This window comes from Pseudomonas sputi, assembly GCF_021603585.1.
Taxonomy (GTDB): Bacteria; Pseudomonadota; Gammaproteobacteria; order Pseudomonadales; family Pseudomonadaceae; genus Aquipseudomonas; species Aquipseudomonas sputi.
Window position 1 is genome coordinate 105,146 of the sequence record NZ_BQHI01000015.1, and the last position, 12,478, is coordinate 117,623.

Annotated in this window: 11 protein-coding genes, 1 rRNA gene and 1 pseudogene; 5 read left to right on the plus strand and 8 right to left on the minus strand. The window is 60.5% G+C overall.

Annotated features, from left to right (window positions below):
- Positions 1–84: 84 nt before the first annotated feature.
- A complete protein-coding gene (locus L6D81_RS19900) occupies positions 85–264 on the plus strand; it encodes a PA1571 family protein (RefSeq protein ID WP_236181589.1) in 180 nt (59 codons plus the stop codon).
- A gap of 57 nt (positions 265–321) precedes the next feature.
- Here the strand turns inward: L6D81_RS19900 and pdxB are convergent, their stop codons facing one another.
- A complete protein-coding gene (gene pdxB, locus L6D81_RS19905; protein WP_236181590.1) occupies positions 322–1,464 on the minus strand; it encodes a 4-phosphoerythronate dehydrogenase PdxB in 1,143 nt (380 codons plus the stop codon).
- 160 nt (positions 1,465–1,624) lie between these two features.
- On the opposite strand from pdxB, the gene L6D81_RS19910 reads away from it, so the two are divergent.
- Positions 1,625–3,034: an MATE family efflux transporter gene (locus L6D81_RS19910; RefSeq protein WP_236181591.1), complete on the plus strand. Its 1,410-nt coding sequence runs from the start codon at positions 1,625–1,627 to the stop codon at positions 3,032–3,034.
- Positions 3,035–3,082: 48 nt separating this feature from the next.
- On the opposite strand, the gene tusA is transcribed toward L6D81_RS19910, so the two are convergent.
- Both tusA and rlmM read right to left on the minus strand, forming a co-directional pair.
- Complete coding sequence (gene tusA / locus L6D81_RS19915; RefSeq protein ID WP_011335204.1) at positions 3,083–3,334, minus strand: sulfurtransferase TusA; 252 nt, start codon at positions 3,332–3,334, stop codon at positions 3,083–3,085.
- 65 nt (positions 3,335–3,399) lie between these two features.
- A complete protein-coding gene (gene rlmM, locus L6D81_RS19920) occupies positions 3,400–4,473 on the minus strand; it encodes a 23S rRNA (cytidine(2498)-2'-O)-methyltransferase RlmM (protein ID WP_236181592.1) in 1,074 nt (357 codons plus the stop codon).
- Positions 4,474–4,694: 221 nt separating this feature from the next.
- Between rlmM and acnA the strand changes: the two genes are divergently transcribed.
- Complete coding sequence (gene acnA, locus L6D81_RS19925) at positions 4,695–7,436, plus strand: aconitate hydratase AcnA (RefSeq protein ID WP_236181593.1); 2,742 nt, start codon at positions 4,695–4,697, stop codon at positions 7,434–7,436.
- Positions 7,437–7,715: 279 nt separating this feature from the next.
- On the opposite strand, the gene L6D81_RS19930 is transcribed toward acnA, so the two are convergent.
- On the minus strand, positions 7,716–7,880 hold the full coding sequence (locus tag L6D81_RS19930; RefSeq protein WP_236181594.1) for a hypothetical protein: 165 nt from the start codon (positions 7,878–7,880) through the stop codon (positions 7,716–7,718).
- Positions 7,873–8,361 carry an SRPBCC family protein gene (locus tag L6D81_RS19935; protein ID WP_221614298.1) on the minus strand — a complete coding sequence of 163 codons (489 nt, stop codon included), beginning with the start codon at positions 8,359–8,361 and terminating at the stop codon, positions 7,873–7,875. The genes L6D81_RS19930 and L6D81_RS19935 overlap by 8 nt, the downstream gene beginning before the upstream one ends.
- 196 nt (positions 8,362–8,557) lie before the next feature.
- Here L6D81_RS19935 and L6D81_RS19940 point away from each other — a divergent pair, with 196 nt between their 5' ends.
- Complete coding sequence (locus L6D81_RS19940; RefSeq protein ID WP_236181595.1) at positions 8,558–9,478, plus strand: ADP-ribosylglycohydrolase family protein; 921 nt, start codon at positions 8,558–8,560, stop codon at positions 9,476–9,478.
- A 55-nt stretch (positions 9,479–9,533) separates the two neighbouring features.
- Entirely contained in the window at positions 9,534–9,938 is a 405-nt protein-coding gene (locus L6D81_RS19945; protein ID WP_236181596.1) for a lysozyme inhibitor LprI family protein, read from the plus strand.
- A gap of 78 nt (positions 9,939–10,016) precedes the next feature.
- Here the strand turns inward: L6D81_RS19945 and L6D81_RS29720 are convergent.
- The 3 genes and pseudogenes from L6D81_RS29720 to rrf all read right to left on the minus strand — a co-directional run.
- Positions 10,017–10,268 (minus strand): annotated as a pseudogene (locus L6D81_RS29720) (IS110 family transposase); the annotation flags it as partial.
- Positions 10,269–10,296: 28 nt separating this feature from the next.
- Entirely contained in the window at positions 10,297–12,189 is a 1,893-nt protein-coding gene (mrdA, locus tag L6D81_RS19950; RefSeq protein WP_236181597.1) for a penicillin-binding protein 2, read from the minus strand.
- Positions 12,190–12,403: 214 nt separating this feature from the next.
- Positions 12,404–12,478: ribosomal RNA gene (rrf, locus tag L6D81_RS29840) — 5S ribosomal RNA — on the minus strand; the annotation flags it as partial.

Here is a 12,478-nt window from a genome sequence, read left to right on the forward strand (position 1 = left end):
TTCCGGACCGACCGCAGGGAGCTGTCACAGCCTGGTCACCTGACGGTTTTAACCTAAGCACACAACCTGATGAGGAGACAGGCCATGTCCTTGCAACACAGCAGCGATGACAAGATTCAAGTGATCCGCACACAGCCAGATCAGTCTCTGGGTTGTTCAATTATTGATGAACATGGCAACGAAAAGCCGATCACTGAAAAAATGATCCAGCAAGCATGCCGCGAACTGGAGAAGCGATTGGTCAAGCCTGCCGAACAAAAGTGATATCGCCACCGTCTTCCTGACCCGGCCCCAGCAGGCCGGGTTTTTTATGCCCGCTGTTTATACGGCCACAGCGCCCAGCGCGGTCACGATCTGGCGCAAGACGGGCGAATCGCCCTCGATCCGCACCTTCAAGCCTTCGATCTCGCGCCGCGACGGATACTGCTTGCGCAACACATCGAACGCCGCGCGTTGCTCACCGACACTGCCCAGCAGCGTGCGACGGAAATCCGCGTCGTCCCGGCGCGGGTCATACACGCCACGGCACAACATCGCCAGCGCCCAGGCCGGATCGCTGTCGGCATGCAGAGAAACTTCCGACAACCACGGCGCTGGCAGCAAATCACCGAGTTGAATGCTGGCGGGTTGACCGATGAACTGGCAGTACGCCTGATAGATCTGCGCGGTGCCGCGCTGCTTGCCATCAAGGCTGTAACCAGCGATGTGCGGCGTCGCCAGCACGCAGAGTTCGGCCAGCGCCACATCGACTTGCGGTTCGGCTTCCCAGACATCGAGCACTGCTTGCAGGTCTTCACGCTCCAGCAGCACCTCGCGCAACGCGGTGTTATCCACCACCGGACCGCGAGCCGCGTTGATCAGCCAGGCACCGGGCTTGAGCTGCTGCAAACGCGGCTCGTCGAACAAGTGCCAGGTCGCGTCATCGCCGTTGCGGGTCAACGGGGTATGCAGGCTGATCACGTCGCACTGCGCGATGATCTGCTCCAGGCTGACATAGTCACCGCCCTCGGCCGCCTGGCGCGGCGGGTCGCAGACTTTCACGTTCCAGCCCAGGCCTTTGAGCACCTTGATCAGGCGACCGCCGACTTCACCGGCACCGATCACACCGTAAGTGCGTTCACTCAAATCGACGCCTTCGATTTCAGCCAGGGTCATCAGGCTGCCAAGCACGTAATCGACCACGCCCCGGGCATTGCAGCCGGGGGCGCTGGACCAGGTAATGCCGGCCTCGTTGAAGTAATCGAGATCCAGATGATCGGTGCCGATCGTGCAGGTGCCGACAAAACGCACCTTGCTGCCTTCGAGCAGTGCGCGATTGACGTGGGTCACCGAGCGCACCAGCAGCACGTCGGCCTGTTCAACCGTGGCCCGGTCGATGGAACGACCCGAAACCCGGCGGATCTCGCCGAAACCGGCAAAAAAAGCATCGAGCAGCGGGATATTTTCGTCGGCAACAATCAGCATGGCAGGGCTCCTTGGGCGGATCGGCAGTGTAGGCGCTGGGGCTGCGATGAGCCAGCAGGCTGTTCGATTACAAATCCGCAACAGAGGATTTTTCCTGACCGTTATGTCAGCGGCGTAGAATGCCCGACCTTGCGCATCAACCCCTGTGGACGCTTTGCCTGTGAATTCCGTGACTGACCGCCCTGCTGCCGTTTCCCTCAACCGCCCTGCCCGGGTTCGCCTGGAGCTGAAAAATCTGCTCAGCCTGGCATTGCCGATCATGATCGCGCAGCTGGCAACCACCGCCATGGGCTTCGTCGATGCGGTGATGGCCGGGCGCGTCGGGCCCAAGGATCTGGCGGCCGTGGCGCTGGGCAACTCGATCTGGGTGCCGGTGTTCCTGCTGATGACCGGCACTTTGCTGGCCACCACGCCGAAAGTGGCCCAGCGCTTCGGCGCCGGCACCCACAGCGAGATCGGCCCGATCGTGCGTCAGGCCTTGTGGCTGGCGCTGGTGGTTGGCCTGATGGCGACCGCCATGCTGTTCAGCGCCGAGCCGATCCTGCACCTGATGAAAGTCGATCCGGAACTGATCGAGCCGTGCATGCAGTACCTGCACGGCATTGCCAGCGGTCTGCCGGCGGTGGCCTTCTACCATGTGCTGCGCTGCACCAGTGACGGCCTCGGTCGCACCCGCCCGGCCATGGTGCTTGGCCTGTGCGGCCTGGCGCTGAACATACCGCTGAACTACGTGTTCATTTATGGTCACTTCGGGGTACCGGCCATGGGCGGCGTCGGTTGCGGCTGGGCCACGGCGATCGTGATGTGGGTGATGGCGTTGGGCCTGGCCGGTTACGAGCGCTGGGCGCCGGCCTACAAGTCGAGCGAACTGTTCAGCCGTTTCGACTGGCCGCAATGGACGGTGATCAAGCGTTTGCTGGCCATCGGTCTGCCGATCGGTGTCGCGGTGTTTGCCGAGTCGAGCATCTTCGCGGTGATCGCGCTGCTGATCGGCAGCCTCGGCGCCACGGTGGTGGCCGGGCATCAGATTGCGCTGAACGTCAGTTCGCTGGTGTTCATGATCCCGTACTCGCTGGGCATGGCCGTGACCGTGCGGGTCGGCCAGGCCCTGGGCCGTGAAGAACCCCGTGAAGCACGTTTCGCAGCAGGTGTCGGCATGGGCTCCGCGCTGGCCTATGCCTGCCTGTCGGCGAGCATGATGTTGCTGATGCGCGAGCACATTGCGGCGATCTACACCTCCGATCCGATGGTGATTCACATTGCGGCGATGCTGATCGTGTACTCGGCGCTGTTCCAGTTCTCCGACGCGATTCAGGTCACCGCCGCCGGCGCCCTGCGCGGGTATCAGGACACCCGGGTGACGATGATCCTGACTCTGTTCGCCTATTGGGGCATCGGCCTGCCGGTAGGTTACGCCCTCGGCCTGACCGACTGGCTCGGCGAGCCACGTGGCCCGAGCGGCCTGTGGGAAGGTCTGATCGTCGGCCTGAGCTGCGCGGCGCTGATGCTGTCGATCCGCCTGACGCGCAGCGCACGCAAACGCATTCGCATCAGCCGTTCGATGGGCTGACCGGCCATAAAAAAGACCTGCAGATGCAGGTCTTTTTTTGCCTTGCGATCAACCGGACTTCTTGCGGATCCAGTACAGATAAGTCCCGGCTTCTTCATGCTGCCCCACCAATTCATGGTCGAGAAACACGCAGAACTTGGGGATGTCGCGGCGGGTCGACGGGTCGGTGGCGATCACCTTGAGCAGGCCACCGGGCACCAGGTCGCGGATGTGCTGGTGCAGCATCATCACCGGCTCCGGGCAGTTGAGGCCTGTGGCGTCGAGGGTGCCGTCGACCGGCGTGTTGATCATCTCACTCATGATTCACTCCTGAAACTGGCCGGCATTGTCACCCAATGCCGGGTGTTCGGTCACCTGTCGCGCGCTCAGCGGGCTTTGGCTTTCTTCACGTCATGGCGACGCAGATGGCAGGTCACTTCCTCGCGGTCGTGGTACAGCTGCTTGCAGCCGATGTCGACCTTGATCCCACGGGCCTTGAAACCGTCGGCGATACGCTCGAGCAAGCGCTTCACTTCGGCGTAGCGCTGCTTCATCGGCAGCTTGAGGTTGACCACCGTTTCTCGGCAATGTCCCTCGCCGATCCACTCTTCGAGCATCGCGGCGTTGCGCGCCGGCTTCTCGACGATGTCGCAGACCATCCAGTCCACCGGTTGCTTGGGTTTGAAGGTGAAGCCGTCGGCCATCAAGTGCTGCACCAGACCGGTGTCCATCAGGCTTTCGGCCATCGGACCGTTGTCGATGGCCGTCACCAGCATGCCGCGATTGACCAGTTGCCAGGTCCAGCCGCCCGGTGCTGCACCGAGGTCGACGCCGGTCATGTCGCTGTGCAGGCGATCTTCCCACTGGTCGCGGGGGATGAAGTGGTGCCAGGCCTCCTCCAGTTTCAGGGTCGAACGGCTCGGCGCCTCGCGTGGGAACTTCAGACGCGGAATGCCCATCGGCCACATCGCCGAGTTGCCGGCATCGGCCAGACCGAGAAACACTTCACGGCCGCTCTTGAAGGTCAGCAGCAGGCGCGGCTTGCTGGCGTCCTCCACCAGTTTGCCGGCGCCAGTCAGGGCCTTGCGCAGCGGGCCTTCGAACTTCTTGCAGAAATTCGACAGTTCCTTGCCGTCATTGGTGTCGACGACTTCCAGCCACAGGCTGCCACAAACCGGGAATTCAGCCATGTGCGCGAGGATCACGCTGATGCGGTCGTTTTCCGGCAGATCGATGAAAAAGCCGCGCGCCCACTGGCGCGGGAAGATCAGCTCAGCGAAACGCTGGCCGCGCATCAGGCGCTCGGCACCGTCTTCTTCGGTGCAGACGAACTCGGCGCACGCAGTGGCCGGTTTGGCCTTGGCGTAGCCGGCCACGTTGAGTTGGGCGGCGAGGTCGGAAATCTCCGAGCAGACTTCGCCTTCGAAGCCTGGCCGGCAATGCATGAATAGGGTGTTCATTCTTACTCCTGGGCAGAGGGCGATCATTCATCCCCTGCGCGATGCCCAGACTTGCATTGAAGCAATGCCTGTCACGAAAACCGGCGCATGATAGCCCATGTCGGAACCTTGGACTTGCCCATAGAGTCCAGTTATTAGCCAGCTACTGAAAACAGGGCTACGTTGATAGCTCTGCCCGTCCCCTCAGTCCGTAGCCGTGCGGACTCAAAGGAGTGATCGTAATGCCGTCCCTTGATAGCCTGAACACCCTTAAAACCCTGAAGATAGACGACAAGACTTACCACTATTTCAGCCTGCCGGATGCCGCCAAGACCTTGGGCGATCTCGACAAGTTGCCGATGTCGCTGAAAGTCCTGCTGGAAAACCTGCTGCGCTGGGAAGATGAAAAAACCGTCACCGGCGCCGACCTCAAGGCGATTGCCGCGTGGCTCAAGGAGCGTCGCTCCGACCGGGAAATCCAGTACCGCCCGGCCCGCGTGCTGATGCAGGACTTTACCGGCGTACCCGCCGTCGTCGATCTGGCCGCCATGCGCGCCGCCATGGCCAAGGCTGGCGGTGATCCGCAGCGAATCAACCCGCTGTCGCCGGTGGATCTGGTGATCGACCACTCGGTGATGGTCGACAAGTTCGCCAGCGCAAGCGCATTCGAACAGAACGTCGACATCGAAATGCAGCGCAACGGTGAACGTTACGCCTTCCTGCGCTGGGGCCAGAGCGCCTTTGACAATTTCAGTGTGGTGCCCCCGGGCACCGGGATCTGCCACCAGGTCAACCTCGAATACCTCGGGCGCACCGTGTGGACCAAGGACGAAGACGGCCGCACCTATGCCTTCCCCGACACGCTGGTCGGCACCGACTCCCACACCACCATGATCAACGGCCTCGGCGTGCTCGGCTGGGGTGTCGGCGGGATCGAGGCGGAAGCGGCGATGCTCGGGCAACCCGTGTCGATGCTGATTCCCGAGGTGATCGGCTTCAAACTCACCGGCAAGCTCAAGGAAGGCATCACTGCCACCGACCTGGTGCTGACGGTAACCCAGATGCTGCGCAAGAAAGGCGTGGTCGGCAAATTCGTCGAGTTCTATGGCGACGGCCTCGCCGACCTGCCGCTGGCGGATCGCGCGACCATCGCCAACATGGCCCCGGAATACGGCGCGACCTGCGGTTTCTTCCCGGTGGATGACGTGACGCTGGACTACCTGCGCCTGTCCGGCCGCCCGCCTGAAGTGGTGAAATTGGTCGAGGCCTATACCAAGGCTCAGGGCCTGTGGCGCCTGCCCGGTCAGGAACCGGTGTTCACCGACAGCCTGGCGCTGGACATGGGCAGCGTCGAAGCCAGCCTCGCCGGGCCGAAACGTCCGCAGGACCGCGTCTCGCTGCCGAATGTCGGTCAGGCCTTCAGTGATTTCCTCGACCTGCAATTCAAACCCACCAGCAAAGAAGAAGGACGCCTGGAAAGCGAAGGCGGCGGTGGCGTGGCGGTGGGCAATGCCGATCTGGTCGGCGAAACGGATTACGAGCACGACGGCCAAACCTATCGTCTGAAAAACGGCGCGGTCGTAATTGCCGCGATCACCTCCTGCACCAATACCTCCAACCCGAGCGTGATGATGGCTGCCGGCCTGCTGGCGAAGAAAGCCGTGGAAAAAGGCCTGACCCGCAAGCCGTGGGTGAAGAGCTCGCTGGCACCGGGGTCGAAAGTAGTCACCGACTACTACAAGGCCGCCGGGCTGACGCAGTACCTCGACCAGCTCGGGTTTTCCCTGGTGGGTTACGGCTGCACCACTTGCATCGGCAACTCCGGGCCGCTGCCGGAACCGATCGAAAAAGCCATTCAGAAAGCCGATCTGACCGTGGCTTCGGTCTTGTCCGGCAACCGCAACTTCGAAGGCCGGGTGCATCCTTTGGTGAAAACCAATTGGCTGGCCTCGCCGCCGCTGGTCGTCGCGTACGCCTTGGCGGGCAGTGTGCGTACCGACATCAGCAGCGAGCCGCTGGGCAACGACCAGCAAGGCAATCCGGTTTACCTGCGTGACATCTGGCCGAGCAGCAAGGAAATCGCCGATGCGGTGAATCAGGTCAACACCGCGATGTTCCACAAGGAATACGCCGAGGTGTTCGCCGGGGACGAACAATGGCAAGCCATCGAAGTGCCGCAGGCCGCGACCTACGTCTGGCAGGCGGATTCGACCTACATCCAGCATCCGCCGTTCTTCGATGACATTGCCGGGCCATTGCCGGTGATCGCTGATGTGAAAGGTGCGCGAGTGCTGGCCCTGCTGGGCGACTCGGTGACCACTGACCACATCTCCCCCGCCGGCAACATCAAGGCCGACAGCCCGGCCGGGCGTTACCTGCGCGAGCAAGGCGTCGAGCCACGGGACTTCAACTCCTACGGTTCACGTCGGGGCAACCACGAAGTAATGATGCGCGGCACGTTCGCCAACATCCGTATCCGCAACGAAATGCTCGGCGGCGAGGAAGGTGGCAACACGATCTACATTCCGACCGGCGAGAAGATGGCGATCTATGACGCGGCCATGCGTTACCAGGCTTCGGGAACGCCGCTGGTAGTGATTGCCGGGCAAGAATACGGCACTGGCTCCAGCCGCGACTGGGCGGCCAAAGGGACCAACCTGCTGGGCGTGAAAGCGGTGATCGCCGAAAGCTTCGAGCGCATCCACCGCTCCAACCTGGTGGGCATGGGCGTGCTGCCGTTGCAGTTCAAGCTCGATCAGAACCGTAAGAGCCTGAACCTCACCGGCAAGGAAACCCTGGAGATTCAGGGTCTGACAGGGGTCGAACTGACGCCACGGATGAACCTTACCCTGGTGATCACCCGGGAAGACGGCAGTCAGGAGAGGATCGAAGTGCTGTGCCGCATCGACACCCTCAACGAGGTGGAGTACTTCAAGTCCGGCGGTATCCTGCATTACGTATTGCGGCAGCTGATCGCCTCGTAAAGCCTGCAAATGCAGAAACACCGCCAATCGGCGGTGTTTCTGTTTGTGAGGGCACTTTTCTGCAGACGAAAAAAAACCCGCCGAAGCGGGTTTTTCCCAAGACCATTATCGACTCCCTGTCGGCAGCGATCCTTGCATATGGTCGATCATCCATGATCCTGAAACACTCCCTGTGTTTCAGTTGATGAGGCTAGATTACGCGATGGATCCAATCGGCAATAGTCGAAAAAGCTACCATCGCGTGTAAGACATTCGCCATAGCACCCCTTCCGAAAACCCTTAGGCGTGTCGGGCCTTGAGTACAGAATCCGCTAGATCTGCGAGTTTCAGCTGTCCGGCGGCGGCTTTCTGGTCGTCATCCTCCATGCACCATGCGGCTGACAGTCCGGCGAATACCAGCGCCCAGCGTTCCAGCCAGGGCGTGAACAGGTCGATATCAGCCACCTTCACGCTCGCGGGCACGGTCGCTCTCCGTGAGGAAATGTTCGAGCCGGCTCAACTGTTCCTCCCAGCCCCGACTGTCCATGTAGTACGCCTCTTTCTGGCGCACGTCGGGAATGTGCGCAAAGCCTGACTCGGAGACCTTCAGCAACGTGCCGTTCTCGTAGTCCTGCAGTTCGAATCTGACCAGCGTGGTCGGCTCCTGGGAGTAGTCGATTTTCGGGTTCACCGCGTACGGATGCCAGCGAAAGGAGAACAGTTGCTGCGGCTCAACCCGCTCCACCAGCACGTTCCAGAGCACATGTTCATAACCGGGGTACGTGACCTGCCCCTGCGTCCATTCGCCTGCGATAAACCGCCGCCCCTCCAGCGCAACACCGAACCACTGGCCGAACGCCTCGGCATCGACCAGGGCGCGCCAGACATGGGAGCGCGGCGACCTGAGCATGATTTTACGTTCAAAGCTGTTGGGTACTGGTTTCATACGTCACCTCCTGTTTTGAACAGTAGGCTTGTATGACCACATGTCCAATCCGAAGTTGTATCAATCCGGTGCAACGATCGGGTCTTGTTGAAATATCCGGCAGTATTTTGGGGTGCCGGTTCGTCAGAATGCGGACGGCTCAGCGCGGCGAAACTGATAACGTTCCCAGCGAATTGAACGACACAAGGACGTCATCATGCAGCCTTCCCTCTCCGAACGTTACCGTGGCGCCCTGCTCGGTCTGGCCTGCGGCGATGCAGTGGGAACCACCGTCGAATTCCAGCCTCAAGGCAGCTTCCAGCCCCTGACCGACATGGTCGGTGGCGGGCCGTTTCACCTGAAGCCCGGACAATGGACCGACGACACCTCGATGGCGTTGTGCCTGGCGGAAAGTCTGCTGAACAAGAACGCATTCGATGCCGCTGACCAGATGGGCCGCTATCTGAACTGGTGGCAATGGGGCTATCTGAGTTCGACCGGTGATTGTTTCGACATTGGCATGACCGTGAGTCAGGCGCTGGATCGCTTTCAACACACTGGAGAGCCGTTTGCCGGCTCCACTGACCCATACAGCGCCGGCAATGGCTCGTTGATGCGCCTGGTACCGGTGGTGCTGTTTTATTTCCCGGATATCCGGCAAATCAGGCGATTCGCCGCCGACAGCTCACGCACCACGCACGCAGCGCCCGAGGCCGTCGAATGCTGCCAACTGTTTGCCGAACTGCTCTGCAAGGCCCTGGAAGGCGCATCGAAAGCGCAACTGCGGACCCTGCCGCAAACAGCCTTCAGCCAGCCCAAGGTGGCAGCGATTGCCCGGGGCGAATACCTGCACAAGACCGAACGTGAAATTCGCGGCAGTGGCTACTGCGTCGAATCGCTGGAAGCAGCGTTATGGTGCTTCCAGCACACCGACAGCTTTACCGCGGCCATACTGCAAGCGGCGAATCTGGGCGATGACGCGGACACCACGGCCGCCATCGTCGGCCAGTTGGCCGGCGCCCATTACGGCGTGCAGGGAATCCCGTCCGCGTGGCTGGAAAAACTGCATGACGGAGAGGAAATTGCCGCGACTGCCGAACGGTTGCTCAACGCATCCAGACATCGCACACCTTGTTAGCGCCACGAAGTCGCTAAACTGCCCGGCACGTTCATTCATCAAAGCGAGATGACTCATGTCCCCACGCCTGCTGCTGGCCCTGACACCCTTTCTTTTCACCTCCGTAGCCCACGCTGCCGTGGACTGCGCCAATGCCAGCAATCAGGCGACGATGAATCAGTGCGCCGCGCAGGAAAACAAGGCAGCGGACAAGGAGTTGAACACGGTTTATCAACAGATCACCGCCCGTTTGAAGGACAACCCTGATGGCAAGAAACTGCTGGTGAGCGCGCAACGGGCGTGGATAGGATTTCGCGATGCCGAGTGCAAGTTTTCGGCCTCCGGGGTGGCAGGCGGGAGTGTTTATCCATTGATCTACAACAATTGCATCGCTTCGGTGACAAAGACGCGAACCGAGGCGCTCAAGCAGTATTTGAACTGTGAGGAAGGTGACATGAGCTGCCCGGTACCCGGGGCTTGATTATTGGGAGTCTTTGAAGGCCTCATCGCGAGCAAATTGCGCTTCCACACTTCGAATGCGGTTCAAATGTGGGAGATTCTATGTTGCCCGGCAACCCTGAACTCTCAGACTGGCAGGCATTTGCTCTGATTTTTCATCTGAGCAAATGCCACCCGACAGAGCTTTCGGGCCAAGGCGACCAAGGCCTGTGTTTTCGAAAAGCCCCTCGCCAGACATGACTCGTAAAAGGTTTCCATTTGGACTAGCAACAGCCGCCATTGCGGCGTTGTAAGCCAAGCGTCGGATCTCCGGGTCTCCTTTTTTGGTCAGATGCCGTGGGCGATGCTTGCGTGAGCCTGTGCTGTGAAGCTGTGGCGGGTTACACGTGAGGATCGCCCGGCGCCTTGGTCGGCGCCGCGTATTGCGGCTTGAGGTGACCGTCCTGATCTAGAAGCCAGGCGTCCATGATCTGCCGTACCACGGGACCCGCGACCCGGCCACCGGCCTCGCCGTTTTCGATCATCACCGAGATGGCGATCTTCGGATGCTCGGCTGGAGCAAAACCAACGAACAAGGCGTTATCACGATGGCGCTCGAGGGTTTTCTCGCGGTTGTAGCGCTCGCCCTGCTTGATCGCCACCACCTGCGCGGTACCACTCTTGCCGGCGATGCGGTATTGCGCGCCGGCCGCCGCTGCCCGGGCGATGCCTCGGGCGTCATGCATCACCATCTGCATGCCGTGGTTGACCTGCTCCCAGTCACGCGGATCCTTGAGCAGGATATTCGGCATCGGGTGTTCGTCCACTGGCGCTACACCGTCGACGGTCTTGGCCAGACGCGGACGATTCCAGATGCCCTTGTTGGCAATCAACGCGGTGGCTTGAGCCAGTTGCAGCGGCGTAACCTGCATATAGCCCTGCCCGATACCAAGGATCACGGTTTCGCCGGGGAACCAGGGTTGCCGGCGCGTGGCGCGCTTCCAGGCCTGGGATGGCATCAGGCCGGGCGACTCCTCGAACATGTCCAGCGAGACTTTCTCGCCGAGGCCGAACATTGCCATGTAGTCATGCAGGCGATCGATGCCGAGCTTGTGCGCCAAATCGTAGAAGTAGGTGTCGTTGGAACGCATGATCGCTGCATCCATGTCCACCCAGCCATCGCCGCTGTGGTTCCAGTTGCGGTACTTGTGGTCGAAGTCCGGCAGTTGGTAGTAGCCCGGGTCGAAGACGCGGGTTTGGGGCGTCACCACACCGGCGTCGAGGCCGGCGATGGCCACTTCCGGCTTGATGGTCGAACCTGGTGCATACAGCCCGCGCAGCACGCGGTTGAACAGCGGGCGGTCGATGGAATCGCGCAACGCGGAATATTCCTTGGAACTGATACCGGTCACGAACAGGTTGGGGTCGAAGCTCGGATTGCTGACCATGGCCAGCACTTCGCCAGTCGATGGATCGAGCGCAACGACCGAGCCGCGACGGTTGCCCAGCGCGGCTTCGGCAGCTTCCTGGAGTTTGACGTCGAGGCTCAGGACGATGTTTTTGCCTGGTATCGGATCGGTGTGTTTCAGCACGCGCAGTACGCGCCCCTGAGCGTTGGTCTCTACTTCCTCGTAACCGACGTGGCCATGCAGTTGTGGCTCGTAGAAACGTTCGACACCGGTTTTGCCGATGGATTGGGTGCCGCGGTATTCGACTGAATCGAGGGTCTTGGATTCTTTCTCGTTGATGCGGCCGACGTAACCGATCGAGTGCGCGAAGTGCGCGCCCAGCGGGTAGTTACGAACGAATTGTGGCTCGACATCCAGACCAGGAAGACGGAACTCGTTGACTGCCAACACAGCGATCTGTTCTTCGGTCAGCTCATAGAACAGCGTTACGGGTGTAAACGGGTGACGCGACTGCTTCATGGCCTTGTCGAAGACTGTACGGTCTTCGGCGGGCAGGTGCAGGAGGTTGATGACTTCATCCAGTTCCTGGTTGACGTCAGTCGCGCGTTCTCTTGTGATCGTCAGGTTATAGCTGGGACGGTTATCGGCCAGTAACACGCCGTTGCGATCATAGATCAAGCCGCGTGTCGGCGGGATCGGCAGGATATGGACGCGGTTGTTTTCGGAGATGGTCGAGTGATAGTCGAATTCGACAACTTGCAGGATGTAAAGGCGCACAACCAGGGCGCAACTGATGGCGAAGACGAACAGGGCACAGGCAATCAGGCGTTTGTTGACCAGTCGCGTCTCTTTTTCGTGATCCTTGATAGGGATGGGTTCGGGCATTTCTGCAGCCACTCTTTGACAAAAAATGAGCGCCGATCCTTGGGCGAGACATCAGTCCGTTAAAAAACGAGCTGCACCATACCAAAAACCGGGCAGTCATTTCAGAGGGATTTCCCCAATGGTCAGGATCGCGACGGCCATAGGTTCCCCAGGCACTTTCCCGCGGACAAAACAAAACCCCAACTGCTTTCGCAATTGGGGTTTCGGAATTTAATCTTGACGATGACCTACTCTCACATGGGGAAACCCCACACTACCATCGGCGATGCATCGTTTCACTTCTGAGTTC